The following is a 24,865-nucleotide window of genomic DNA, read 5'->3' as shown; positions in this document are numbered from 1 at the left end:
ACCGCCGGAACCGGGAACCCGCCTGCGTCCCTCCGCCACTCCCGCTTGCCAGGCGGTGTACGGAACTGGCGGATCAACGAAGGATGCGGGCCAAGGATGACACTGTCCACCTGGACCGGCACCGGGTGCGGAAACGCACGGTGATCGAACGCCCCCGAGGGTAGACCGCACCACGGCCCGGTGCAACAACCACCCCCCGCGTGGCGGGACGTGGGGCGTCGCCTGTGACCGAGGCTTTACTGAGCCGCAACCTGAACTCCACCCGGATCGATCGGCAGCTCGGTGACGTCGAAGGATGTGACGTCGACACCCGTCGGGAGTATTCCTTCGGTGGTCAGCGCCAGCACGCTCGGACCGGCCCCGGAAATGGCCGCGGCCACCCCTTCGGCCCTCAAGGCGCGCACGAGTTCGCTGCTCGCCGGGTACGCGGGCGCCCGGTAATGCTGATGGAGCCGATCTTCGGTAGCGGAGAGCAACAGGTCGGGGCGCGCGGTGAGCGCGTGCACCGCGAGCGCCGCACGGCCGGCCGTGAACGCCGCGTCGGCGTGCGGGACCTGGGCGGGAAGCAGTCCGCGCGTCGCGTCGGTCGAGGACCGCAACGCCGGGATCGCGACCACGGGCCGGATGTCGTGGTGCGGCTGGAGACGTTCGGCGCGGAACCGCTCGCCCTCGTTCCAGGCCACCACGAAGCCGCCCAGCAGGCTCGCCGCGGCGTTGTCGGCGTGCCCTTCGAACTCGGCCGCCAGTTGCAGCGCGTCGTCGTCCAGGGCCTTCTCAGCCAGCGCGTACGCCGCCGCGACACCGGTCACGACGGCGGCCGCGGACGAGCCGAGGCCGCGGGCGTGCGGGATGGCGTTGAAGCAGCGCAGGTGCAGGCCCGGCGGCCGGAGGCCGAGGTGCTCGCAGCCGCGCCGGAAAGCACGGACGACCAGGTGCGATTCGCCGGTCGGGACGTCGTCCACGTCGCCCGCGCCGACGTCGATCACCTCGATCTTGAGCCCCGCGTCGGTGATCTGGAGTTCGACCCGGTCGTAGAGCGCCAGCGCCAGTCCCAGCGTGTCGAACCCCGGGCCGAGGTTCGCCGAAGACGCCGGGACCTTGACCTCGATCAGCGTCATCGCAGGTCCAGCGCCGCGGCGACGGCGGTCGGGTCGACGGCGAGCGGTTCGACCTCGACGTTGCCTTCCAGCGCCGTGGCCGGGTCCTTCAGGCCGTGTCCGGTGACGGTGCACACAACGGTCGAGCCCTTCGGCAGGCGTCCGTCGGCGGCCGTCGCGAGCAGGCCCGCGACGCTGGTCGCCGAAGCGGGCTCGACGAACACGCCCTCCTTGCGGGCGAGCAGCCGATACGCCTCGAGGATCTCCTCGTCGGTGATCGCCTCGAACAGCCCGGAAGAGGCGTTCTTCGCCTTCATCGCGCCGTCCCAGGACGCGGGGCTGCCGATGCGGATCGCGGTCGCGATGGTGTCCGGATCGGCCACCGGCTCGCCGTGCACGAGCGGCGCGGCACCGGCCGCCTGGAAACCGAACATGCGCGGGGTGTTCTTCACCACACCGTCCCCGGCGTACTCGGAATATCCCGCCCAGTAAGCGGTGATGTTGCCCGCGTTGCCCACCGGCAGACAGTGGATGTCCGGCGCCTTGCCGAGTACGTCGCAGATCTCGAACGCGGCCGACTTCTGACCGGCGATACGCACCGGGTTGACCGAGTTGACCAAGGTCACCGGGTAATCGATCGCGGTCTTCTGCGCCAGTTCGAGGCAGTCGTCGAAGTTGCCGTCCACCTGCAGGATCCGCGCGCCGTGCTGCACGGCCTGAGCGAGTTTGCCCATCGCGATCTTGCCCTGAGGCACCAGCACCGCGCAGGTGAGCCCGGCACGGGCCGCGTAGGCGGCGGCCGACGCCGACGTGTTGCCGGTGGAGGCGCAGATGACCGCCTGCAGCCCGCTGGCGAGCGCGTGCGTGATGGCGACGGTCATCCCGCGGTCCTTGAACGACCCGGTCGGGTTCACGCCTTCGACCTTGAGGTAGACCTCGCAGCCGGTCAGTTCCGAGAGGTGCGCCGCGGGCAGCAACGGGGTGTTGCCCTCGCCGAGGGTGATCACCTTCGCGCCGGGCGGGACCGGGATCCGGTCGGGATAGGCCTGGATGATTCCTGGCCATGGTTGGGGAATCACTGGTCTTCGCCTTCCACACGCATCACACTGACGACCTGGTTGACCACGTCGAGCTTCGCAATGTCGTCCACAGTGGACCGCAGAGCGGCGTCCGGCGCCAGGTGGGTGACGACGACCAGGCTGGCCGTGTCGTTGGCGTCCCGCTGCCGCACCGCGGCGATGCTGACACCGTGCCCGGCGAACGCCTGGGCCACCTGGGCGAGCACGCCCGCTCGATCGGCCACGTCGAGACTGACGTGGTAGCGCGTCGGCGTCTGGCCCATCGGCCTGACCGGGAGCGCGGCGTGCGCGGATTCGCGCGGGCCACGGCCGCCGACGACCCGGTTTCGAGCCACCGCGACGAGGTCGCCGAGCACGGCACTCGCGGTCGGCGCGCCACCGGCGCCCTGACCGTAGAACATCAGCTCACCGGCGGCGTCGGCCTCGACGTAGACGGCGTTGTACGCCCCGCCGACCCCGGCGAGCTGGTGGCCGCGCGGGATCATCACCGGATGCACCCGCGCCGAGACGGATTCGGCGCCGTCGTCGGAGGTGACGCGCTCGCAGATCGCGAGCAGTTTCACCGTGCGGCCCAGCACGTTCGCCGCGGCGAGGTCCGACGCGGTGACGTCGGCGATGCCCTCGCGATGCACGTCGGAGGCCGTGACACGGGTGTGGAACGCGAGCGAGGCGAGGATCGCGGCCTTGGACGCGGCGTCGTAGCCGTCGACGTCGGCCGTCGGGTCCGCCTCGGCGTATCCGAGCCTGCTGGCCTCTTCCAGCGTTTCCGCGTAGCCCGCGCCGGTCTGGTCCATCGCGGAGAGGATGAAGTTGGTGGTGCCGTTGACGATGCCCATCACTCGGGTGATGCGGTCGCCCGCCAGCGATTCGCGCAGCGGGCGCAGCAACGGGATCGCCCCGGCGACGGCGGCCTCGAAGTACAGGTCCACGCCGGACGCGTCGGCGGCCTCGAACAGCTCCGCGGCATGCTCGGCCATCAGCGCTTTATTGGCCGTGACAACGGATTTTCCGGCCTTGAGCGCGTCGACCAGCCACTGCCGCACCGGCTCGATCCCGCCGACCAGCTCGACGACCACGTCGACGTCGTCGGAGGTGACGAGCTTCGTCACGTCGGAGGTCACCAGCTCCGGTGGCAGCTCGGGGTGCTTGTCGGGGCGCCGCACCGCGATGCCTGCCAGCTCCACCCTGGCGCCGGCCCTGGCGGCGAGCTCATCGGCCTGCTCGGTGAGCAGCCGGACGACCTCACCGCCGACCGTCCCACAGCCGAGCAGGGCGACCCTGATCACGCGTCCGTCCACAGTAGACACTTGCTAGACCTCCAGGCGCAGCATGTCGTCCGTCGTCTCCCGCCGCAGCAGCACGCGGGCGCTGCCGTTGCGCACGGCCACCACCGCGGGCCGCGGCTGCCGGTTGTATCCGCTGGCCATCGAGTAGCAATACGCCCCGGTGGCCGCCACGGCGAGCAGGTCGCCGGGAGCAAGAGTGTCGGGGAGCCAGCAGTCCCGGACGACGATGTCGCCGGACTCACAGTGTTTTCCCACGACCCGGGACAGCGCGGCGGCGGCCTGGCCGTCCCCGTCGTCGTCGGCGGAGCGGGAAACGAGACGGCAGTCGTACACCGCGTCGTAGAGCGCGGTGCGGATGTTGTCGCTCATCCCGCCGTCGACGCTGACGTAACGCCGGGCGGCCTTGTCGCCGAGCGAGACGTCCTTGATGGTGCCGACCTCGTACAGCGTGATCGTGCCGGGGCCGGCGATGGCGCGGCCGGGCTCACCGGCGATCTTCGGCACCGGAAGGCCCGCGTACTCGCATTCCTTGCGGACGATCTCGCGGATCTGCGTGATCATCTGCGCGGGCGGGGGCGGGTTGTCCTTGTCGGTGTAGGCGATGCCGAAACCGCCACCGAGGTCGACGATCGACAACTGGTCGAGCAGGTCGGTGCCGTGCTCCTTGGCGAGTTCGGCCAGCAGGCCGACCACGCGGCGGGCGGCGACCTCGAAACCGTCGGCGTCGAAGATCTGCGAACCGATGTGGCTGTGCAGGCCGATCAGGTTGAGCGACGGCGCGTTGAGCACCCGGCGCACGGCCTCCGCCGCGTCACCGGAGGCCAGCGAGAAACCGAACTTCTGGTCCTCGTGGGCGGTCGCGATGAATTCGTGGGTGTGCGCCTCGACGCCGACCGTGACCCGGATCAGCACGTTCTGCGTGACGTCGTGCCGGACGGCGACATCGGCCAGCCGCGCGATCTCGTAATACGAGTCGACCACGACCGTGCCGACGCCTGCCTCGACGGCCGCTTCGAGTTCGTCGAGCGATTTGTTGTTGCCGTGGAAGGTGATCCGCTCGGCCGGGAAGTTCGCGCGCTGCGCGACGACGAGTTCGCCGCCGCTGCAGACGTCCAGGCTCAACCCCTGCTCGGCCACCCAGCGGGCGATCTCGATGGACAGGAACGCCTTGGACGCGTAATGCACGAGAGCCGGGTCGTCGAACGCCTCGGCGTAGTCGGCGCAGCGCGACTTGAAGTCGGCCTCGTCGACGACGAACAGCGGCGTGCCGTACTGCTCGGCGAGTTCGCGGACGTCGACGCCCGCGATGCGCACGACGCCGTCCCCTCCGCGGAAGGTGTTGCGGGGCCAGACCTTCGGATACAGCCTGTCGAGTTCCGCTGGACTCGACGGCGGGAAACCGGAGGCGTCGGCGTGGGGGTAGACGTCGGCGTGGCGGGGGCCGGCGGGGTGAGCCATTCTGCGTTACTCCGCTCGATCAAGGCCGCGCGAACGCGTAGCCAGGGCGTCAGGTAGGTCGAAAAAGTTACGTCGCGCTCGTAGGACGCCCTGCCTCCGTGTTAGCGAGCCCTTCGGGTGGAGCGCGGGCGTCGTTTCGGCGCCGTGTCCCATCACATCCGCTCCGGAGCGGAGACACCGAGCACGGTGAGGCCGTTCGCCAGCACCTGGCGAGTCGCTTCACAGAGCGCGAGCCGGGAGAACGTGAGGGGGGTGGTCTCCTCGTCGCCCTTCGGGAGAACCCGGCCGACGGCGTTCCACTTGTGGTAGGCGCCGGCGAGTTCTTCGAGGTACCGGGCGACGCGGTGCGGTTCACGCAGCTGCGCCGCTCGGCGGAGGACGGTCGGGAATTCGCCGAGTGTGCGGATCAGATCGCCCTCGGCGGGCAGCGTAAGCAAACCGAAGTCGACATCGCCATCGGTCTGTGTTGATGAGCCCTCGGCGGGAATACGTACTTCGGGCTTGAGACCGAGGTCGGAAGCGTTGCGCTGCAAGGAGGCCAGCCGCGCGTGGGCGTACTGGACGTAGTAGACCGGGTTGTCGTTGGAGTGCTTGCGCAACAGGTCGAGGTCGATGTCCAAAGTGGAGTCGACCGAGTAGCGGATCAGCTCGTAGCGGGCCGCGTCCACACCGACGGTGCCGACGAGGTCCTCCATGGTGATCACGGTTCCGGCGCGTTTGCTCATCCGGACGGGTTTGCCGTCGGCGACCAGGTTGACCATCTGGCCGATCAGCACCTCGACCACGGCCGGGTCGTCGCCGAACGCGGCGGCGGCGGCCTTGAGCCGGGCGATGTACCCGTGGTGGTCGGCACCGAGCATGTAGATGCAGAGGTCGAAACCGCGCTTGCGCTTGTCCTGGAAGTAGGCGAGGTCACCGGCGATGTAGGCCGGGTTGCCGTCCTTCTTGATGACGACGCGGTCCTTGTCGTCGCCGTGTTCCTTGGACTTCAGCCACCAGGCGCCGTCCTCGAAGTACAGGTTCCCGGAGTCCTTCAGCTTCTGCACCGACGACGCGACGGCGCCGGACTCGTGCAGCGAGTTCTCGTGGAAGTAGACGTCGAAATCGGTGCCGAAATCGTGCAGGCTCTGCCTGATCTCGGTGAACATCAGCTCGATGCCGACCCGGCGGAAGGTCTCGGCGCGCTGGTCGTCGGGCAGCGACAACGCACTCGGCTCCTGGCGGAGGACCTCGGCGGCGATGTCGTTGATGTAGCCGCCCGCGTACCCGTCCTCCGGGGCGGGCTCGCCCTTGGCGGCCGCGATCAGGGACCGGACGAAGCGGTCGATCTGCGCGCCGTGGTCGTTGAAGTAGTACTCGCGGGTGACCAGACCGCCCTGTGCGGACAGCACCCGGCCCAGCGCGTCGCCGACCGCGGCCCAGCGAGTGCCGCCGAGGTGGATCGGGCCAGTGGGGTTCGCCGAGACGAACTCGAGATTGATCTTGACCCCGGCCAGCTCGTCGCCGAGACCGTACTTGTCCCCGGCGTCGAGGACCTGCTGGACGATCTGCCCCTGCGCGTCGGCGGCGAGCCGCAGGTTGAGGAAGCCCGGCCCGGCGACCTCGGCCGAGTCGATGCCGTCGGCCGCGGCGAGGGCCTCGGCCAGCGCGTCGGCGAAGTCGCGGGGTTTCATCCCCGCCTTCTTGGCCACCTGCAGTGCCAGGTTGGTCGCGTAATCGCCGTGCTCGGGGTTGCGGGGACGTTCGATCGTCACCTTCTCCGGCAGCACGGAATCGTCGAGGCCGCGCGCGGTGAGAACCTGCACGGCTGAGTTACGGACCAGGTCGGCGAGAGCTGCGGGAGTCACTCGCGGAATTCTAGGTGTCAGCTGGTCGGGGCTTCGCAGCGACCGCCGGAAGGTGTGAGCCAAGCCGGTGATCATCCGATGCGTTCACGGTGATCAGACGTGCGGTCTCTACACTGGCCCGCGCAGGGACCACCCCTTCGGAGAACGCAGGAGCCATGGCTAACGGGACAACCAGAAAAAAGGGCGCGTCGTCGAAGGACGCCATGAAGGCCGCCCGTAGTTCCGTCGTGTCCAAGAAGGGCACGCCCTGGGGCACGATCATCGCGGTCGTCGCGATCGTCGCTCTGGCGGCCTCGGTGGTCACCTACTACATGGTCGCCTCAGCACCGAAGCGCGAGCAGAAGACCCGTGAAGAGACCGCGGCCGCCTTCGCGCCTTCGCAGCAGGACCCGGATCCCTCCAAGCGGATCTCCGGGGTCGTCACCGCTGAGTACCCGGGCCAGGCACACGTCACGGCCGCCGAGCGCGTCGCCTACGACAAGCTCCCGCCCTTCGGTGGCCCGCACGACCAGGCCTGGGCCGCGTGCAACGGCGTCGTCTACCCGAACGCCGTCCGCAACGAGAACATGGTCCACGGTCTCGAGCACGGCGCGATCTGGATCGCCTACAACCCGCAGCAGGTCACCGGCGAGGCGCTGGATCTGCTGAAGGTCCGCGTCGAGGGCAAGCCGTACACGGTGATGTCGCCGTACCCGAACCTGGACAAGCCGATCTCGCTGCAGTCCTGGGGCCACCAGCTGAAGCTGGACAGCGCCTCCGACGAACGGATCGACCAGTTCATCGCGGCGCTGCGCACCAACCCGTACGGCGCGTACCCCGAGCGTGACGCCACCTGCGACGCGCAGATCGAGCCGGGCGAGTTCGACCCGACCCCGCCGGGGCCGGACGCGAAGCCGATGGACTACAAGGGCACCGCGGGCACCCAGCAGGACGGGCAGCCCAGCGCCGGTCAGCCGTCGCAGCCCCCGGCCACCCAGCCCTCGGCGCCCGCGAGCAAGTAGTGAGCCAGATGGACCCCGATCTCCAGTACATCGACGAACCGGACGACACTTCGCGGTCGGCGGCGAGCCGGTGGCTGGTGATCGGGGCGGCCCTGGTCGTCATGCTGATCCTCGGCTTCGGCCTCGGCGCCTTGACGACCAGGTTGCTCGACTCAGGCCCGGAGTCGACGACCCCGGGGGCGGGGTCGATCGAGGTCGGTTTCGCGCAGGACATGTCGGTGCACCACCTCCAGGCCGTCACCATGGCGGGCTGGGCGCGGGACCACACGGCCGATCCGGCGATCAAGACCCTCGCGTTCGACATCGAGCGCACGCAGACCGGCCAGGTCGGCCGGATGAAGGGCTGGCTGGGCCTGTGGGGCCAGCCCGAGCAGACGACCGGCGCGTACATGACCTGGATGACCGAACCGATGTCCGGGCACGCCGGGCACGGTGGCGCCGACCCGAAGCCGTCGAACGGCGCGCCGATGCCGGGCATGGCGACGTCGGCCGAATTGGCCAAACTGCGGTCGCTGACCGGCAAGGAGATGGACGTCTTCTTCCTCCAGCTGATGCTGCGGCACCACATGGGCGGTACGGCGATGGCGCAGTACGGCAACGATCACACCTCCGTGGCGGACGTGAAGTCGCTGACGCGGAGCATGCTCGTTTCGCAGGGTGCCGAGATCACCCTGATGAAGGGCCTACTCCAGGAGCGGGGCGCCGCCCCCCTCCCCGACTGACACCCTCCCCCTTCACGCAATTCGTCCTCTAGTTGCGGTAGTTCGTCTTGCCAACTACCGCAACTAGAGGACGAATTGCGTGAAGGGGGTGGAGCTACCAGGAGAGTTCCCGGCAGCGTCGCGCGCACTGGGGCACTTCTATCTGCAGCGTCGCGTGCTCGATCGAGTAGCGGTTCGCCAGGAGGTTCTGCGCCTCGGTCAGCACCGTGGCCTGTTCGACGGTCGGCGCGATGGTGAGGTGCACCGAGGCGACCTCCATGCCCGAAGTCAGCGTCCAGACGTGCAGGTCGTGGACGTCCTCGACGCCCTTCAGCGCGCCCAGTTCGGCTTGGATCCCGGCGACGTCGACCCCCTTCGGCGCGTGCTGGAACAGGATCCGCAGCGCGCGGCGGGCGAGGGCGTAGGTGCGGGGCAGGACGAACAGGCCGATCGCGACGCCGATGATCGGGTCGGCGTAGCGCCAACCGGTCATCAGCGTGATCGCACCGCTCAGCAGTACGCCGACGGAGCCGATCAGGTCGGCGAGGACCTCGAGGTAAGCGCCCCGGACGTTGATGCTCTCCTCCGCGCCCTTGCGCAGGATCAGGAAGGAGACGATGTTCGCGACCAAACCCGCGGCCGCCGCCAGCAGCACGGGCAGGCCGGGCACGACAGGCGGGTCGCTGATCCGGCCGATGGCCTCGATCAGGACGTAGCCCGCTACGCCGAACAGCAGGATGGCGTTGCCCAGCGCCGCGAGCACTTCGGCCCGGTAGAACCCGAAAGTGCGGGTGAGTGTCGGGCCGCTGCGCCGGGCCAGCATGATTGCCGCCAGCGCCATGCCGACACCGAGGACGTCGGTGAACATGTGCGCGGCGTCGGAGATCAGCGCGAGCGAGCCCGTGGCGAACCCGACGATGAACTCCATGACCATGAAGCCGGCGCCGATGACCAGGACGATCGTCAGGCTTTTGAGGTAGCGGCCTGACGCGCTCGACGGCGACGCTGTCCCGTGCCCGTGCCCGTGACCCATTGCTCCGCCTCTCGTGAAGTCGACAGGCCGAATATATTGTCACATGCGCATATGTGCAATACAGGTGAGCCTAAGTTCACCATGTCCTAAGCCATACAAGGAAGCCATCCCCCAGGAGGGCCTTCCCAGCACCTGAAACCGACACGCACCGCTACCGAAGCGACCGGAAGAACCCCCGCAACTGGCCGACGAAGACCTCAGGCTGCTCGAACGCCGCGAAGTGACCGCCCTTGGCCAACACCTCGTACCAGCGAAGATCGGTGTAACGCAGCTCCGCCCAACGCCGGGACGGCCGGATGATCTCGCGCGGGAAGATCGAGATACCCGAAGGAACCTCAATCGCGGAAACGTCCCGCTCCTTGTTCTCCCAGTAGATCCGCGCCGACGAAGCAGCCGTTCCGGTGAACCAGTAGACGGAGATCGCGTCGAGCATCTGCCGCCAGGACAGCGCGGTCTCCGGTGAGCCGTCGTTGTCGGTCCACTCCCAGAACTTCTCGGCGATCCAGGCGGCCTGCGCCACCGGCGAATCGGTGAGCCCGTAGCCGACCGTCTGCGGGCGGGTGCCCTGCTGCTGCGAGTACGCGGACCCGACCGTGCGGAACCGGGCCAGATCGCCGATCGCCGCCTTCTCCTCCGCTGTCGGTTCACCCAGCTTGGCCTCGTCGTACGGGACGCCCGCCATGTTCACGTGGACGGCGATCAACCGCTCCGGCGCGACCTTGGCGAGCATGTTCGTCACTCCGGCGCCCCAGTCGCCGCCCTGCGCCGCGTAGCGCTCATAGCCGAGCAGGCCCATCAGCTCGTCCCACGCCCGCGCGATGCGCTCGACGTTCCACCCCGTCGACGACGGCTTGTCGCTCCAGCCGAACCCCGGCAGCGACGGCGCGACGACGTGGAACGCGTCCGCGGGGTCACCTCCGTGCGCGGCGGGATCGGTCAGCGGGCCGAGCACGTCGAGGAACTCGACGACCGAACCCGGCCAGCCGTGCGTGAGTACGAGCGGGGTCGCGTCCGGCTCCGGCGAACGGACGTGCAGGAAATGGATACCCAGACCGTCCACAGTGGTCTTGAACCCCGGGAAAGCGTTGACCCGCGCGGCCAAATCGAAGTCGTAGTCCTCGGCCCAGTAGCGGCACAGCTCCCGCGCGAACTCCAGCGGGACACCCTGCGTCCAATCGTCCACAGTGGCAGGCTCGGGCCAGCGAGTGGCACGCAGCCGGGCTCGCAGGTCGGCGATGGCGGCTTCGGGGATCCGCACCTCGAACGGCTCGATCACGATATTCTCCCAGTCCGTTGGTGTCACCAACGCTACGCTGTCCCGATGAGCACCGCACCCGTCCGGCTTCGCGGCAAGGCCAGCTGGCTGGTCAACCAGGCCGCCACCGTGGCCCACCGGCTCGCGATGGACGAGTTCGCCCGCAGCGGAGCCCGCCGGTACCACTACGGGATTCTCGCGGCCATCGACGAGAACGGCCCGTCCAGCCAGGCCGCCTTGAGCCGCTCCACCGGCATCGACCGCAGCGACGTCGTCGCCGTCATCAACGAACTCACCGGCGCGGGCCACGTCGAGCGCGCCCCCGACCCCGCCGACGGCAGACGCAACCTGATCACCCTCACCGGCACCGGCGTCCAGCGGCTCCAGCACCTCGAAGACCTGGTCAGCGAGACCCAAGACGCCTTCCTCGCGCCACTGGAACCCGCCGAGCGAGAGCAGCTGACCCGGCTCCTCGCCCGCCTCGTGGACCATCACCACGGTTAACGGCCACCGCCTGCGAGGACGCCGGACGGGATGCGCTAAGCTTTCCGAAGTCGCTCAGGCGGCTACGCCCTCGTAGCTCAGGGGATAGAGCACTGCCCTCCGGAGGCAGGTGTCGCAGGTTCGAATCCTGCCGAGGGCACGCAGCACAACGAACCGCGCTAAGGACAATTCAGCGCGGTTTTTGGCATTCTCCGGCAGAACGACGTGCCCGGGCGGGGTCTGAGACGGCGCGCCCTTCGGGGTCCGTCTGGTCAGAGCCGTCGAGCACTCGCCTCGGGTTCGCCGCGCGGCCCGGCATTCACTCTCCGCCTGACAGACGGCCGACCGAATACATCGAGGCGCATAATTCCGCTAACCGTGAACCACCGCGCTCGATATCTCGAACCACGGCAAGAATGCAAAGCCTTTCACTGAATCGGCGTGTTCGACCGTTTCATGAAGATCTCTTGGACCGACGAGATGATCGAAGCCAGGACTGTTTCCTAACTTCCTCCTTCGGCCAGGCCGCGCGGATGGCGTGATCACCGCCGGAGACCGGCTTTACCGGACCGGGACATCGTCCGCCACAACGCGAACGGCGACATCGAGTACCTCGGGCGCCTCGACGACCAGGTCAAGATCCGCGGCTACCGCAGCGAACCCCGAGAGGTCGAAGCCGCCCTTCTGGCGCATCCGGGCATCTCGCAGGCCGCCGTCGTCGCACACGAAGACGCTCCCGGTCAGAAGAGGCTCGTCGCCTATCTCAAGTGCCCGGACGGTCTCGACGACGCCGCTCTGCAGGCCGGACGGCACCGTCATCCCGTACGCCCTCGCGCTCGACCAGGAATTGATTCTGGTCCCGAACAACTGACGAAGGCCATCAGGGCGACTTTGAAGTTGTAAAAGGGAGAACAATGGAGACCAACGAAACCCTGGATCGCTACCAGCGGGCCAAGACGCCTTCGACGCCGTGCTCGACGCCGTCCCGGCGGAACAGGGGAACAAGGCGTCGGCGTGCGAACTCTGGACGGTGCGTGACGTGGTGGGTCACGTCATCTGGGGGCGGGAAGTGCTGCGCCATCACGCGGCGGGCCAGGAGTACACGGTACGAAACGGCCCGGCGGGTTCCGAGAATCCCGGCGAACTCGCCGGCGACGACCCGCTGGCCGGATGGCGCGCGACCCGCGACGCGACCGCCGCCGTCGTCACCGATGACCTACTCGACCGGCCCGCCCCGTCGTGGTACGTGGCCAACCGCCCCGATGCGACGGTCACCGACCACCTGGCGCTACTGACCTTCGACACTCGGCGTGAAGGTGCGCATGGAGCTGATCTCGTCGCGCCGTCGTTCTCCCTCGCCCGGTTGATCATCAGCCGCACGCCGGGCACCTTCGGGCCAAGCTGAAACCGGCACCGGACGTCGACCAGCAGACTCGGTTCCTGGCCTTCCTCGGGCGGGTCTCGTAGCGGGTAAAAACGGATAACCGTCCTTACCGCTCAGTCCCTATGCTCCCGTCATGGAAATCATCGGGCCGGACGATGCCCTTCCCGAACGACGGATCCGGCGGGTCGCGGTGGCTGGCCCGCCGGATCCGGCAAGTCGACGCTGGCACGAATTCTGTGCGAACGCCTGGGGTTGCCGTTCGTCGAGTTCGAGTCCTTCTTCCACGGACCGAATTGGACGGTGCGGGAGACCTGGCAGGCCGACGTCCTGAAGTTCCTCGACGGCGACGAGTGGGCCATCGAATGGCAGGGCGAAGAGGTTCGGGAGCGGATGACCGAACGGCTCGACGCGCTGGTCTGGCTCGATCATCCGCGCGCCGTGACCGTGACCCGCGCGGTCATCCGGACGCTGAAACGCCGTGTCGGGCGCGGCTCGAAGATCGCCGGTGGCAACGTCGAGGGTCCGTTGCACACCTTCTTCACCGATCCCGACCACATCGTCAAGCTCGCCTGGCGCTACCACCCGATGATCCGGGCACGCGTGCACAAGGTCATCGAGGAGAACCGGCATCCGGACCTCGTCGTCGTCCGCCTGCGTGGTCAGCGTGAGGTCGACCGCTGGCTCGACGGCCCCTTCGCCCGGAATCTCGGCTAGCGGAGGTTGCGGACACGCCAGACCACGCCGAGACCGGGGTCCTCCGTGGAACTCGGTTCGATCCGCTCCACCGTGAAACCTTCGCGCTCGTAGAAGGCACCCGCACGCTCGTTGGCCACGAAGTGCTCGATGTACAGCCGATCGGTGTCCGAGGGCAACTGTCCGATGAGGGCATCGAGCAACCGCGGGCCCAGCCCGCCGCCACGATGCCCAGGGTGCACGTAAAGCTTGTAGATCACGTGGTCATCGCCGTCGAGACCGCGCTGCCCGACGCCGATCACGTTCCCGTCGACCGCGACCACCACCGAGTCGCGGGCGACGGCCCCGCCGATGTTCGTCTCGTGCCACCATTTCCGGATCTGCTCGTCCGCGGCTTCCGCACCGATCAGCGGGGCGTAATGGGCTCGGACGTGCTCTTCGCCGAAGTGACAGATGGCCATGACGTCGTCCCGGTGGGCGGCCCGCACGACCGGCCTGTTTCCTGACACGTATCCCCCTCATGACCGGAGCCTCGCACCTCGATCGGTGCGAGGCTCCGGTGGCCGTCATTCCTCCGGCGGTTTTTCGTTCGCCGCGGGTGGGATGCCTTTCGTCAACTCGACGATGGTCTTCCCTGCCATACCCGAGGCACCGTAGGTCGGATCGCTCAGGATCTTGGTGACCTTTTCGATGTTTTCCGCCGCGGTCTTGCCGATCCTCTTGGTCAATTCGGGCATCGGCCAGCTGGTCCAGTAGTCGAACCGTTCCATCAGCTTCTTCATCGCGCCCTCGGACAGCTCGCCCTTGGCCCGCAGTTCCTTCAACAGCTTTTCCCGCACGATCCACCCGGCCTGGTCGCCGAGCTTGTCCGGTTTGGGTTTGGCCAGGGGGTCGGGTTTCACGTCCTCGATCCGCGGCGCCCCGGGCGGGGCGGCCTGCGGCGGCGGCTTCTTGCCGCCTCCCACCGGGACCTTGATCTTGTCGATGTTGCCGCTGAGCTTCATCTTGACGACGTCGTCGGCCGCCCCGCGCGTCTTGGCCAGGGCCTTGAGCATCTCGGCGAGCCGCTTGGCGATGTCGGCGATCTGCTTGGCGATCTTCGCGATCGCCACGCCGACCGTGACCATGATGGAGGTGATCGCCGCGATGATCGAGGCGCCGAAGGTGACGGGCGCCAGCGCGACCGCCACGATCGCGGCCTTGAGGATGCCGGCCAGGGTCATGGCGATGATGTCGCGGACGATGCCGCGGACGGCGCCGATGATCGCGCCCGCGATGCCCATCTGCTTGCCGGCGAGATTGACGTAGCCGGCGAGCGCGTCGAGCTGCTCGGCGACACCCTCCATGTCGGACCGGAACGCTTCGGCGGCGTCACCTTTCCAGGTCTCCAAGAGGTCTTTGGTGGACTTCTTGTGGTCTTCCGACCACTGCTTCACCGTCTTGCCCTCTTCGTAGATCGCCTCTTTGGCGGCCTCAATGCCCTTCGGGTCTCCCAGCAGGAAGTCCAGCGGCCAGCGGAAGATGACGATGTGCTCCATCAGCCAGCCGATTCCGGCGGTGAGCAACGACCCGATCGGGTCGAGGACCATGCCGAGGATCTCGATCCCCATCCCGATCGAGGCCATCGTGATGGAGAGGGCGTCGCCTTCGTTGGTCGCCCGTTTCAGCGCGAACGCCGAATCGAAGAAGCCCGCGCCCGCGGTGTCACCACTGCCCGCGAGGAAGTCGTTCTTCTCGTCTTTGAAGTCGTCGGCGCTGACGCCGCTATTGCTCCCGAAATCGTTCCGGTGGTACTCGCTCACTTGACCTTCACCTCGTCGATCCCGTCGCCGGCGGCGGTGATCAGCTTCTCCGAGTCCTGCTCGTTGGACTCGTACAGCTTCGCGGCCTCGTGCATCTTGTCGGAGAACTTCTGCATGTTCTCCGCGTACTTGTTCAGCTGGTCGCGTGCCTTGCCACAGTGCATGCTCGCGCCCGCGCCGTAGGCCTGGCCGCCGAAGATGCCGAAAAGGCCGGGGTCGGCGACACAGCTGCCCACCATGTCGGCGCTCTTCTGCAGCGATTCCTCGAGCCGGTCGAGGTGCTTGGCGAATTCCCTCAGCGCCTCTGTCGTGACCTCGCGTCCACCGCTCACCACGGGCTCATTTCGTCGTCGTCGGGGCTGGACGGCCGCCGGGTGCGCGGCGGCGCCGGCGGGTTCGGGGGCCGCACGGGGCGGCCCGGCTGCGGCGGCATCGGGGGACCAGCCTGCGGCCGGGCGCCACCCGGCTGCGGCGGCGGCATCCACCGGCCCGGCTGCGGCGGCCGGTCCTCGTTGTGCGCCTCCGGCGTCCACTTGTCCTGTTCGGGGCTCTCTTGCGCGCCGCCCTCTTCGTCCTCGACCTTCGGCATGAAGGTGCGGACCAGTTCCGCGGCCTCGTCGTTGCCGTTGATCTCGGTGTAGGACTCCGTGACCTTCTCGACGGTCCTGCGCTGGGCCTCGCGCACGGTCTGCATGACGAGTGAGGAGAGTCTGGCCGCCCCCAGCGTGAGCGCCCGGTTGCTGAACTCGATGGAGCTCAGCGAGCCGTTGGCCTCGACCTTCACCGTCACCGAGCCGTCCGCCGACTGCGCGGTGGAGGCGGACGCGGCGAACGCGGCGGTCAGCGCGCTGGCTCTTTCCTCGAGTTTCTTGGCTTCCCGCTCCAGGAGGAGGGCGAAATCCTCACCGGCGTCGAAGTTGGGTTGCATGGGCCGCCTTGCTCGGTCTGGTCAGGGTCACCACGGGGCACGGCTCGACGACGCGGACGGCCGGCAAACCGTTCACCACGCCTCAAGCCGAAAAAGAGCACAAAACACTGTTCCTGCAAAAGGCATCCTAGGCAGGATCGCGGATCCCCCGTGGCACCGGGCAGTGAGGCTTGCCCGTACGAACAAGCCTCACTGCCCGAGAACGCAATCCGGCCGCTCAGCGCCGGACCCGGCGGCGTGCGCACCGCGGCATCCGCCGCGTCGTCGGGCGCCAGGAGTGGTGGAGGTGACCGCGTTGCTTGCCGTGCCGGCGAAGCAGCTTTCGGTCGGCGCGACCGAGCCACTCGTGGCCTTCACGTCGCCGTTGCAGGTCGCTCCACTGAGGACACCGGCCAGGTAGTCGGCCACGGCGGCGTCAGTGTGCAGGTGACCTTGCCGCCTGGGGCGGCACTGTGCGACGACCACGAAGAGCCTCCCGGTGACGAGCGAACTCAGCCCGATGCTACGAGCCCTATCACCACACTCGACTCGAAAGTCGGGGCACCACCTGAACTTGACTGATCGAGGGTGAGGCGAATCCGGTTCCGCTCCGGCCGCCGGTGTGGTTTCGTTCGGATCGTGACTGAGCGGGTGAACATCTCCTCCGGTGGGGACTTCGAGCAGATTTTTGGTTACAGCCGGGCGGTGCGCGTCGGCGAGCACATCCACGTGTCCGGGACGACGGCGCGCGAGCCGTTCCGGTCAGGTGACGCGTACGAGCAGGCGGCGGCCGTGCTTTCGATCATCGAGACCGCTTTGCGGGAGGCCGATTCGAGCCTGTCCGCGGTGGTCAGGACGGTCACCTACGTGACCGACATCAAGGACGCCGACCTGGTGGCGCGGGCCCACCGCGAAGCCTTCGGCGACGTGCTGCCCGCGGCCACGATGGTCGAGGTCTCGGCGTTGCTCGACCCGAAGATGAAGGTCGAGATCGAGGCCTACGCCATCGAGCAGTAGCTGGGGTACGGCATCGGTCACTGTGGTCGTGACTGTCGCCGGCGCCTTGGTCACCTGAGGTACATGAAGGCCCCTTCGTTGCGTCTAGTGTCGCGTGATCCTGCAGGTCTTACCCGTGATCAGACGGCGATCTCCGGAGATCGCCGTCTGATCACGCGTAACCGCCGTCTGATCACGCGAGATCGCCGTCTGATCACGCGAGATCGCCGTCCGAGGAACGAAACCCAACGTCAAGCAAGCAGGATCACGCGACACTGGCGCAGGGAAGGAGGCCTTCACGGACCTTCGATCCCGACCTATCCGCCGGTAGGTACCTGGACCGGGCGGCCCTATCCCGAATCGCCACTCAAGACCACCTCGGTTAACTACTTCCCGAGCGAACCGACCAGCACTTCGGCAGCCTCACGCGTCGCGTAGAGCTTCCAGAACGCGTCGGCGAAGACGTCCGGGTGGATCACCTCGGGTTCGAAGTCCAGCGGCCCCGAGGTGAGCACCTGGTGCGGAACGCTGCCCTCGATCAGCGCGCCGATGTTGACCGCTCCGGCGTAGACGCCCTTCTCGGCGAGCACGGAGTTCAGGTTGTGGAAGTAATTCCGCAACGCCGCCTGTGCCATCCCCACGTTGCCGAGGAACGGCACCGGGTGCAGGCCGGATTGACCGGCGGTGAACAGGATCGCGCCGTCGCCGCGCTCGGTCATGTCCGGCAGCACGGCTCGCACCAGTGCCACCGCGGACACCAGGAACCGGTCCAGGATGAGCCTCAGGTTCTCCGGATCGACGTCGAGTACCGGCGCGATGCCCTCCCCCCTGTTCCCGCCGCCGGGGTTGAACGCGACCGCGTCGATCCGGCCGATGGCGGTGACGGCGGCCGCGATCCGGGCCGGTTCATAGACGTCGGCGGCGAACCCGCTCGCCTCGATGCCGTCACCGTGGAGTTCGGCGACGAGGGCGTCGAGGTTCTCGGTGGTGCGCGCGACGAGGGCGACGCGGAAACCTTCGCGGCCGAAGCGGCGGGCGAGTGACAGTCCCAGCACCGGCCCGGCGCCGAAGATCGCGAACGTTTTGGTCATATGTCCTCCCAGAAACTAAAGTTGAGGGTCTCCTCAACTTCTTCGAAGGTACACACAACTTGAGGCCAGCTTCAACTTGGCTACGATGCGGGCGTGACCAAACCCCTCCGGAAGGACGCCCAGCGCAACCGCCACCTGCTGGTCGAGGCCGCCAGGGGGCTCTACGCGGTGCGAGGACTCGACGTCGCGCTCGAAGAGATCGCCAAGACCGCCGGTGTCAGCATCGGCACGCTGTACAACCACTTCCCTCAGCGCACGGATCTGGTCGACGCCGCGTTCGCCGACCGGACCGAGACTGTCGCGGCCATCGCCGAACACGCGCTGGCCTTCGACGACGCCTGGGCCGGGTTGACGTCCTTCATCGAACGGATCTGCGAACTGCAGGCCGCCGATCGCGGCTACAACGAGCTGGCCTCGACACGGCCGCCGCAGACCGAGGACCTCGAACGCGGGTACGGCCTCATGACCCGTGTCATCGAGCGCGCCAAGGAGAGCGGGGCCCTCCGCGGCGACTTCACCCTCGAGGACATGGCCTTCGTGACCTGGGGGATCGCGCGCACCGTGGAGGCGACCGCGGCCGTCCGGCCGGAGGCCTGGCGCCGCCATCTCGCCCTGCTGTTCGACGGGATGCGTGCCACGGCCGCGAGCCCGCTGCCGGAACCGCCGCTGCTGCCCGACGAGCTGGCGCGGCTCCTGGGCGGCTGCGGCTGAACTCCTCAGGCAACCCATCTCCCCTCCGGAACGTGTTCACGCCGGAACGTGGCAGCTGGACTCCTCCCAGAGCCAGACCGCACTGGAGCCGCTCATGGAGACCACCGACCCCTTCGCGTCGGTCAAAAGGAAACGCCGGATCTACTGGCCGCCGTCGCCGCCGCGAAGAAATGCGTGCCCGCTCCTTGAGACCCTCAAGAAGCGATCTCCGGCGTGATCCCACCCGCCGCGGCGAGCGCGCGATGCAGCGCGAGTTCGGCCGTCGCCCCCTCGGCCAGCACGATTCCCGTACAGGACCGCTGATCCGCGAGGTGCCGGATCTCGTCACCGGGGCTCGCCGTCGGATACCACTCCGGCGCGCCGGGCAGACCGGGTAGCCGATCGAGCCCTGACCAGCCCGTCAGCACGCCTTCCTCGGCCGGATAGGCCAGGACGAACCCGACACCCGGTCCTTCGCTGAACCTTTGGGTGAGCAAATCGGGCTCCTCGCCCAGCGCCATGGAGATCATCGCGGAATAGACGTTGGTGGCCAAAGAGCGGCACAGTGCCTCGCCGAGCATCGCCCCGCCGATCCGGATGTTGATCTCGACGACCTCCGGCCCGTCGGCGGTGAGGACGAATTCGGTGTGCGCGAAGCCCTGTTCGTGCCCGGCGGCCTTGAGTACCTGACCGATCCACTCGGCCAGTCCGGCGTGCTCGGCGTCGGGGAAGGCCACCGGGAACGCGGCGGCTTCCTCGCGACGCACGGGCTCGGGCGACAGCTGACGGGAGAGTACTCCGAGCAGCCGGGTTCTTTCTTGCCAAGTAACGGTTTCCGCGCTGTAGAGTGGCCCGGCGAAGTACGGTTCGGCGATCAGATGCCCCTTGAGTGGCGTGTCTTTCGCCTCCAGCCTCGCTCGCTCGAGTTCGGCGGCGTCGCGGACGAGCCACACTCCTCGTGACGACGTCCCCGACGAATCCTTGACCACCAAGGGAAACCCGAGTTCTTCGGCGACCATGACGGGTACCGGGCGACCACGGGTGAGCCCGTGTTCGTACAGCAGATCGCGCACCGCACCCTTGTCCCGCAGCACGCGGACGGCCGCCGCGTCCGGGCCGGGAAGGCCGAGCCGGGCGGTGAGTTCCGCGCCCGGCAGCGCCCAGGTGTCGGTCGAGTTGATGATCCCGGCGAGATCCGGGATGGCACGCAACGCGGTTTCGCAGGCCGCGATGTCGGCGGTGTCGATGTCGACGACCTCGAGCCTGTCCGGTCCGAGCGTGCCGAGTTCGTAACGGTAGATATCGCGGTTTCCGGTGAACAGCACCAGTTTTCGCCCGGCTTCCGCCGCCGCGTCGGCCAGCCTGCCGAGGCCGAAGGTGAGTGCTTCCAGCAGGACGACGGTCACGATGCCCGATCCTTTCGGTACGACTGCTGGGAAGGCAGCGAAGGTTCCCCGAATCGGCGGCGTCGCCAGTCCATCACCGCCCACGGCAGGGCGAGGTCGTCCAGCGAAGCAATCTCGCGTGGCGCGAGACCCGCCGGGTCGACGGCCTCGCGGTGCCGCGCGAAGACCTTTGCCGTGTAACGATGTCCGGTGTCGGCGCCGATCACGACGTGCGTCCGGTCCGGGTTCCGCGCCGCCTCCCAGCCCGCCGCCAGATACGCGGCACCGGTGGAAAGCCCGGCGAAGACGGCGTGATCACGCATCAGGCCGATGGTCGCGGCCATGGCGTGCACGAAGTCCAGCCAGTGGATCCGGTCGTACAGTTCGTGATCGACATTCTCGAACGGGATGGCGCTGCCGATGCCCGCGATGATCGCGTCCGGATCGGTGAACCGTTCACTGCCGAAGGTGACGCTGCCGAACGGCTGGACCCCGGTCAGGCGGACGTCCGGATCGCGTTCGCGCAGCGACCGCGCGATCCCGCCGGTCGACGCGCCGGTGCCAACACTGCCGACGACGGTCAGCGGCCCGGCAGGCAGCGCACGGGCTACCAGGTCGGCGACCTCTCGGTAACCCAGGTAGTGCACGGGATCGTGGTATTGGCGCATCCAGTGCATGTCCGGATGGCACTCCAGCAGTTCGTGCACGCGCGTGACCCGGCGCCGCTGGTCGAGGCGGAGGTCCTCCGAAGGCGGCATCTGGTCCACGGTCGCGCCCAGGATCTCCAGCTGCGAACGCATGGTGAGATCGACGGTGGTGGACGCGACGATGTGGCAGCGCAGACCGTAGCGGTGACAGGCCATCGCCAGCGCGAGGGCGTAGATCCCGCTGGAGCTGTCGATCAGCGTCTGTCCTTTTCGGACGACACCGTCGGCGAGCAAGGACCGGACCGCGCCGAGCGCCGCGTAGACCTTGAGGGTTTCGAACCGGATCAGCACGACGTTCGGCGCGAGCCGGATCAGCGCCGGTGTCTTGATCGCGTCCGTGACGTGCTCGTGCACCAAGGATTCCATCTCGACGGGCATCGCGTTCACCGGCCGACCGACCGCAGGTAGGCGGCCAGCGACTCGGCCCCCGCGGCGTTGCGCGGGCCGCTCACGAGGTCTCCGTAGGAAACGACGTGGAACCGGTTGTCGCGCACGGCGGGTGTGTTCGTCAGCTGTGGCGCGGATTTGATGAACGCGATCTTGTCCTGGGCGGGCTGGTCCGCGTAGTCCACCACGACGATCACCTCGGGTTCGGCCTTCACCACCGCTTCCCAGCCGACGCTGCCCCAGCCGTCCTGGAGTTCGCGGAAGACGTTAGTGCCACCTGCGGCGTCGATGATGTCGTTGGGAGCGGCGTGTTTCCCGGAGGTGAAGGGCTGGTCGGTGCCGGAGTCGTAGACGAACACCTTGGCGGGTGGGGTCTTAGGCGCTCCGGAGCGGACCTTGTCGAAGCGCCCCTTGAGTTCCGCGACCAGCTCGTCGGCCCGCTGGCGGACTCCGAAGATGTCGCCCAGGTTGCGCAGGTCGGTGTAGAGCGCCTCCAACGGCGTCACCTCGGCCTTCGCGGTGGGATATTCCCAGCAGGTCTCGGTGTGCAGGTAGCTGCGGATGCCGACCTGGTCCAGCAGCTTCGGGGTGATCCCGCGCTCCTCGCTGAACCCGGAGTTCCACCCGGCGATCACCCAGTCCGCTTTGGCGTTGACCAGGATCTCGCGCGTGACCCGCGAAGTGCCGAGGCGTTCGACCTTCGCGTAGTCGTCCTTCCACGGCGAACTCGCGATCGACGGATCACCGAGGGAGTTCATCACGTAGCCGCGCATCCGGCCGGCGAGTCCGAGCGCGAACATCTTCTCGGCACCGGAAACGTCGTAGGCCACCGGACGTTGCGGCGCCGGGAAGGTGACTTGCGCACCACAGTTGGTCACCGTGGCCTGTGCCGGCGCGGCCGGTCCGGCCTCGACCTGGGCACCGCAGGCACTCAGGAGCAGTGCCGCGGCGAAGAGCGCGGCCACCCTGGACGGCTTCATCGTGAGATCCCCTCGGTTTCTTCGGCGGGAAGGTCGTAAAGCAGTTGGAGCGCACCGGTCACGGGATGGGTCACCTGGGTGACCTCGACGCCGAAGACAGCGCGGACCGTTTCGGGCGTGAGCACTTCGGCCGGTGTCCCGCAGGCGGCGAGGGATCCACCACGCAGCAAAGCGATCCGGTGACAGATTGCGGCGGCGAGGTTCAGGTCGTGCAGCGCGACCAGGACGGTGAGCCCGCAGTCGCGCAGGAACTTCAGCAGTTCCACCTGGTGCCGGACGTCAAGATGGTTGGTCGGCTCGTCGAGGACCAGGACCTCCGGCTCCTGGACGAGTGCCCGCGCCACCAGGACGCGCTGGCGTTCACCACCCGAAAGCGTCAGCACACTGCGCTGCGCGAGATGTGTGATTTCCAGGCGCCGCAACGCTTCCCGGCACAGCGCGCGTTCGCGGGCCGACAACCGGAGATTGCCGCGCTGATGCGGCGACCGGCCGAGCGCGATGACCTCCTCGACGGTGAAATCCAGATCCGCGCGGCTGTCCTGGGTGAGCGCGGCGATCCGGCGGGCGGTGTCGCGCAGGCCCTGCTCCGCGAGGTCGGTGCCGTCGAGGAGGACCGCGCCGCCGGACGGTGTCAGCACCCGATAGACGCAGCGCAACGCCGTCGACTTGCCGCTGCCGTTGGGGCCGAGGAGACCGACGACCTCGCCCGCGCCGACGTCCAGGCACAGCTCGCGGAGCAACGCCGAACCGGCCACCTCGACGGAAAGTTCGGTCAGGGACAACATCAGCGACCCCCGAACGCGTAACCGCGCCGCCGCATCACCACGAGGAACACCGGGACGCCGATCAGCGCGGTGATCACGCCGAGCGGCAGTTCCTCCGGCGCGACGAGGGTGCGGGCGAGCAGGTCGACCCAGACCAGGAAGACCGCGCCCACCAGCGGCGCGAGTGCCAGCACGCGACGGTGTCCCGAACCGGCGACCATCCGCACCACATGCGGCAGGACCAGCCCGACGAACCCGATCGAGCCGCTCACCGCCACCAGCAGGCCGGTGACGACCGCGGTGAGCAGGAAGAGCCAGCGGCGCAACGCGGCCGCGTCCGTGCCGAGGCTCATCGCGGTCTCGTCGCCCATGGACAGGACGTCGAGCGCGGTGCCGTACCGCAGCAGGACCACGATCGCGACGGCCACCCCGAGCGCGGCCAGCGGCAGGGACGCCCAGGTCGCCGACCCGAGACTGCCGAGCAGCCAGAACAGCACGGTCTGCGCGGCCTGGCCGTTCGGCGAGAGGTAGACGAGCACGCTCATCACGGCCTGGAAGGCATAGGTGAGCGCGACCCCGGTGAGCACGAGACGCAACGGCGTCAGGCCGAATTTGCTGCGGGCGGCCAGGTAGACCAGCGCCGTCGCGCCCAGCGCGCCGAGGAACGCGGCCGTCGACAGCGCCAGCACACCGAGCCCGGCGAAGAGGCCGAACACCACGACGGCGGCGGCGCCGACCGAGGCGCCCGAGGAGATCCCGAGCACGAACGGATCGGCGAGGGCGTTGCGGACCAGGCCCTGCACGGCGACCCCGACCACCGCGAGCCCCGCGCCGACCACTGCCGCGAGCAGCACCCGCGGGGTCCGGACCTGCCACACGATCGAGTACCCGGCGACCTCGTCTCCGGTGATGGTGCCGCCGACGATCGCCTTTCCCAGGTAGCGCAAAACATCCGGGAGGGCGACGGCGGTCGGGCCGAGCGCGATGCCCGCGATCAGCGAGATCAGGAGCGCCGCCGACAACAGGACCACCGGACCGGTGAGCCGGAGCGGGCGGGCGGTCTCGTCGTCGGGCTCCGCGAACAGGCGAAGCGTTTCAGCCGGCACGTTCACCACGCACGATCAGGCGGCGCGCGTGGTTGTCGTAAGGCGAGCCGTCGAAGTCGCCGAAGCACTCGACGTCCGTGAAGCCCACCGTCTCGAACAGCGCCTTCAGTTCCGCGGCGCTGTAAAGGAAGGACAGGATCGACGCCTGCTTCGCCACACCCTCGCGGACCAGGGTCCAATCGGTCTTGAGCCGGGTCCAGTCGTCGAGAATCGTGTCGCGCATGAACACCGTCCCGCCGTCGACGTCGACCGCTTTCGGGCGGCCGACCCAGCCGGCGAGCACCTCCTTGCCGAGCACGTCGATCAACAGCCTGCCGCCGGGCGCGAGGCTGGCGTAGGCGTTTCGCAGCACGGTGAGGTTGTCGCCGGGCTCGGTGAAGTAACCGAACGAGGTGTACATGTTGATGATCAGGTCGTACGCGCCGGGCTCGACGTATTCGAGCATGTCGGCCTCGATCAGCTTCGCGGCGACTCCCGCGCTTTCACAGGCCTCACGCGCGCGTTCGAGCATGGCCGGGCTGAGGTCGACGCCGGTCACGTCGGCGCCTTTCCTCGCCAGCGGCACGACGTGGATCGCCGGGCCGCAGGCCAGGTCCAGCACCTTCGTGTCTTCCGTGACCGCGAGCAGCGGCGACGTGGCCGTCAGGCGTTCGGCCTCTTCGGCCCGGCCGCACGGGAACATCACGTCCGCGAAGCCGACCCACAGGTCGTCGTCCTCGTACCAGTGCATCTC

Annotated in this window: 26 protein-coding genes and 1 tRNA gene; 9 read left to right on the top strand and 18 right to left on the bottom strand. The window is 68.3% G+C overall.

Annotated elements, in window-relative coordinates; genetic code table 11:
* Positions 1 to 236: 236 nt before the first annotated feature.
* The 5 genes from thrB to argS all read right to left on the bottom strand — a co-directional run bounded on the left by thrB (position 237) and on the right by argS (position 6,767).
* Positions 237 to 1,118 (bottom strand): homoserine kinase, encoded by an 882-nt coding sequence (gene thrB / locus ACM6LR_RS14980; RefSeq protein ID WP_414943972.1) that lies wholly within the window; start codon positions 1,116 to 1,118, stop codon positions 237 to 239.
* Complete coding sequence (gene thrC / locus ACM6LR_RS14975) at positions 1,115 to 2,176, bottom strand: threonine synthase (protein WP_414943971.1); 1,062 nt, start codon at positions 2,174 to 2,176, stop codon at positions 1,115 to 1,117. The genes thrB and thrC overlap by 4 nt, the downstream gene beginning before the upstream one ends.
* A complete protein-coding gene (locus ACM6LR_RS14970; protein ID WP_414939349.1) occupies positions 2,173 to 3,483 on the bottom strand; it encodes a homoserine dehydrogenase in 1,311 nt (436 codons plus the stop codon). The genes thrC and ACM6LR_RS14970 overlap by 4 nt, the downstream gene beginning before the upstream one ends.
* A gap of 3 nt (positions 3,484 to 3,486) precedes the next feature.
* Positions 3,487 to 4,920 carry a diaminopimelate decarboxylase gene (gene lysA / locus ACM6LR_RS14965; protein ID WP_414939350.1) on the bottom strand — a complete coding sequence of 478 codons (1,434 nt, stop codon included), beginning with the start codon at positions 4,918 to 4,920 and terminating at the stop codon, positions 3,487 to 3,489.
* A gap of 152 nt (positions 4,921 to 5,072) precedes the next feature.
* Positions 5,073 to 6,767: an arginine--tRNA ligase gene (gene argS / locus ACM6LR_RS14960; RefSeq protein WP_414939351.1), complete on the bottom strand. Its 1,695-nt coding sequence runs from the start codon at positions 6,765 to 6,767 to the stop codon at positions 5,073 to 5,075.
* Between the two features lie 203 nt (positions 6,768 to 6,970).
* On the opposite strand from argS, the gene ACM6LR_RS14955 reads away from it, so the two are divergent.
* Both ACM6LR_RS14955 and ACM6LR_RS14950 read left to right on the top strand, forming a co-directional pair.
* Positions 6,971 to 7,768, top strand: a complete 798-nt coding sequence (locus ACM6LR_RS14955; RefSeq protein ID WP_414939554.1) for a DUF3105 domain-containing protein — start codon at positions 6,971 to 6,973, stop codon at positions 7,766 to 7,768.
* A gap of 8 nt (positions 7,769 to 7,776) precedes the next feature.
* Entirely contained in the window at positions 7,777 to 8,490 is a 714-nt protein-coding gene (locus ACM6LR_RS14950; RefSeq protein ID WP_414939352.1) for a DUF305 domain-containing protein, read from the top strand.
* 94 nt (positions 8,491 to 8,584) lie between these two features.
* Here the strand turns inward: ACM6LR_RS14950 and ACM6LR_RS14945 are convergent, their stop codons facing one another.
* Positions 8,585 to 9,502: a cation diffusion facilitator family transporter gene (locus ACM6LR_RS14945; RefSeq protein WP_414939353.1), complete on the bottom strand. Its 918-nt coding sequence runs from the start codon at positions 9,500 to 9,502 to the stop codon at positions 8,585 to 8,587.
* A 151-nt stretch (positions 9,503 to 9,653) separates the two neighbouring features.
* Positions 9,654 to 10,781: an epoxide hydrolase family protein gene (locus ACM6LR_RS14940; protein ID WP_414939555.1), complete on the bottom strand. Its 1,128-nt coding sequence runs from the start codon at positions 10,779 to 10,781 to the stop codon at positions 9,654 to 9,656.
* A 42-nt stretch (positions 10,782 to 10,823) separates the two neighbouring features.
* Between ACM6LR_RS14940 and ACM6LR_RS14935 the strand changes: the two genes are divergently transcribed.
* The 5 genes from ACM6LR_RS14935 to ACM6LR_RS14915 all read left to right on the top strand — a co-directional run bounded on the left by ACM6LR_RS14935 (position 10,824) and on the right by ACM6LR_RS14915 (position 13,338).
* Positions 10,824 to 11,261: a MarR family winged helix-turn-helix transcriptional regulator gene (locus tag ACM6LR_RS14935; RefSeq protein WP_414939354.1), complete on the top strand. Its 438-nt coding sequence runs from the start codon at positions 10,824 to 10,826 to the stop codon at positions 11,259 to 11,261.
* Positions 11,262 to 11,327: 66 nt separating this feature from the next.
* Positions 11,328 to 11,400 (top strand) — tRNA-Arg (locus ACM6LR_RS14930).
* A 416-nt stretch (positions 11,401 to 11,816) separates the two neighbouring features.
* A complete protein-coding gene (locus ACM6LR_RS14925; protein WP_414944039.1) occupies positions 11,817 to 12,143 on the top strand; it encodes an AMP-binding enzyme in 327 nt (108 codons plus the stop codon).
* A gap of 67 nt (positions 12,144 to 12,210) precedes the next feature.
* Complete coding sequence (locus ACM6LR_RS14920) at positions 12,211 to 12,645, top strand: maleylpyruvate isomerase N-terminal domain-containing protein (RefSeq protein WP_414939355.1); 435 nt, start codon at positions 12,211 to 12,213, stop codon at positions 12,643 to 12,645.
* Between the two features lie 279 nt (positions 12,646 to 12,924).
* Complete coding sequence (locus tag ACM6LR_RS14915) at positions 12,925 to 13,338, top strand: adenylate kinase (RefSeq protein ID WP_414943970.1); 414 nt, start codon at positions 12,925 to 12,927, stop codon at positions 13,336 to 13,338.
* Here ACM6LR_RS14915 and ACM6LR_RS14910 read toward each other — a convergent pair.
* Genes ACM6LR_RS14910 through ACM6LR_RS14895 form a run of 4 tightly spaced genes read right to left on the bottom strand, consistent with a single transcriptional unit; the run spans position 13,335 to position 16,047 of the window.
* Positions 13,335 to 13,826 carry a GNAT family N-acetyltransferase gene (locus ACM6LR_RS14910; protein WP_414939357.1) on the bottom strand — a complete coding sequence of 164 codons (492 nt, stop codon included), beginning with the start codon at positions 13,824 to 13,826 and terminating at the stop codon, positions 13,335 to 13,337. The two genes, ACM6LR_RS14915 and ACM6LR_RS14910, sit on opposite strands and share 4 nt — an antisense overlap.
* Before the next feature lie 57 nt (positions 13,827 to 13,883).
* Positions 13,884 to 15,119 carry a WXG100 family type VII secretion target gene (locus ACM6LR_RS14905; protein WP_414939358.1) on the bottom strand — a complete coding sequence of 412 codons (1,236 nt, stop codon included), beginning with the start codon at positions 15,117 to 15,119 and terminating at the stop codon, positions 13,884 to 13,886.
* The gene (locus ACM6LR_RS14900) at positions 15,116 to 15,451 is read right to left on the bottom strand and encodes a type VII secretion target (RefSeq protein ID WP_414943969.1); all 336 of its coding nucleotides are present in this window, start codon (positions 15,449 to 15,451) and stop codon (positions 15,116 to 15,118) included. Before ACM6LR_RS14900 ends, ACM6LR_RS14905 begins: the two co-directional genes overlap by 4 nt.
* Positions 15,448 to 16,047 (bottom strand): YbaB/EbfC family nucleoid-associated protein, encoded by a 600-nt coding sequence (locus tag ACM6LR_RS14895; RefSeq protein ID WP_414939360.1) that lies wholly within the window; start codon positions 16,045 to 16,047, stop codon positions 15,448 to 15,450. Before ACM6LR_RS14895 ends, ACM6LR_RS14900 begins: the two co-directional genes overlap by 4 nt.
* 618 nt (positions 16,048 to 16,665) lie before the next feature.
* Between ACM6LR_RS14895 and ACM6LR_RS14890 the strand changes: the two genes are divergently transcribed.
* Positions 16,666 to 17,043, top strand: coding sequence for a RidA family protein (locus ACM6LR_RS14890; protein WP_414939361.1), 378 nt, complete (start codon positions 16,666 to 16,668; stop codon positions 17,041 to 17,043).
* Positions 17,044 to 17,408: 365 nt separating this feature from the next.
* Here the strand turns inward: ACM6LR_RS14890 and ACM6LR_RS14885 are convergent, their stop codons facing one another.
* Positions 17,409 to 18,113 carry an SDR family NAD(P)-dependent oxidoreductase gene (locus ACM6LR_RS14885; RefSeq protein WP_414939362.1) on the bottom strand — a complete coding sequence of 235 codons (705 nt, stop codon included), beginning with the start codon at positions 18,111 to 18,113 and terminating at the stop codon, positions 17,409 to 17,411.
* 93 nt (positions 18,114 to 18,206) lie between these two features.
* Between ACM6LR_RS14885 and ACM6LR_RS14880 the strand changes: the two genes are divergently transcribed.
* Positions 18,207 to 18,824 carry a TetR/AcrR family transcriptional regulator gene (locus ACM6LR_RS14880; protein WP_414939363.1) on the top strand — a complete coding sequence of 206 codons (618 nt, stop codon included), beginning with the start codon at positions 18,207 to 18,209 and terminating at the stop codon, positions 18,822 to 18,824.
* A gap of 194 nt (positions 18,825 to 19,018) precedes the next feature.
* Here ACM6LR_RS14880 and ACM6LR_RS14875 read toward each other — a convergent pair whose 3' ends face one another.
* The 6 genes from ACM6LR_RS14875 to ACM6LR_RS14850 are packed head-to-tail and all read right to left on the bottom strand — an operon-like array spanning position 19,019 to position 24,862.
* Complete coding sequence (locus ACM6LR_RS14875; protein ID WP_414939364.1) at positions 19,019 to 20,209, bottom strand: ATP-grasp domain-containing protein; 1,191 nt, start codon at positions 20,207 to 20,209, stop codon at positions 19,019 to 19,021.
* Positions 20,206 to 21,273 (bottom strand): cysteine synthase family protein, encoded by a 1,068-nt coding sequence (locus tag ACM6LR_RS14870; protein ID WP_414943968.1) that lies wholly within the window; start codon positions 21,271 to 21,273, stop codon positions 20,206 to 20,208. Before ACM6LR_RS14870 ends, ACM6LR_RS14875 begins: the two co-directional genes overlap by 4 nt.
* 5 nt (positions 21,274 to 21,278) lie before the next feature.
* A complete protein-coding gene (locus tag ACM6LR_RS14865; protein WP_414939366.1) occupies positions 21,279 to 22,262 on the bottom strand; it encodes an ABC transporter substrate-binding protein in 984 nt (327 codons plus the stop codon).
* Entirely contained in the window at positions 22,259 to 23,047 is a 789-nt protein-coding gene (locus ACM6LR_RS14860; protein WP_414943967.1) for an ABC transporter ATP-binding protein, read from the bottom strand. Before ACM6LR_RS14860 ends, ACM6LR_RS14865 begins: the two co-directional genes overlap by 4 nt.
* Positions 23,047 to 24,141, bottom strand: coding sequence for a FecCD family ABC transporter permease (locus tag ACM6LR_RS14855; RefSeq protein WP_414943966.1), 1,095 nt, complete (start codon positions 24,139 to 24,141; stop codon positions 23,047 to 23,049). Before ACM6LR_RS14855 ends, ACM6LR_RS14860 begins: the two co-directional genes overlap by 1 nt.
* Entirely contained in the window at positions 24,122 to 24,862 is a 741-nt protein-coding gene (locus tag ACM6LR_RS14850; RefSeq protein ID WP_414939369.1) for a class I SAM-dependent methyltransferase, read from the bottom strand. Before ACM6LR_RS14850 ends, ACM6LR_RS14855 begins: the two co-directional genes overlap by 20 nt.
* Positions 24,863 to 24,865: the final 3 nt, after the last annotated feature.

It is taken from the genome of Amycolatopsis sp. cmx-11-32, assembly GCF_047608695.1.
Taxonomy (GTDB): domain Bacteria; phylum Actinomycetota; class Actinomycetes; order Mycobacteriales; family Pseudonocardiaceae; genus Amycolatopsis.
The sequence above is the reverse complement of the archived record's forward strand: the minus strand, read 5'-3'. Positions and strand labels throughout refer to the sequence as shown.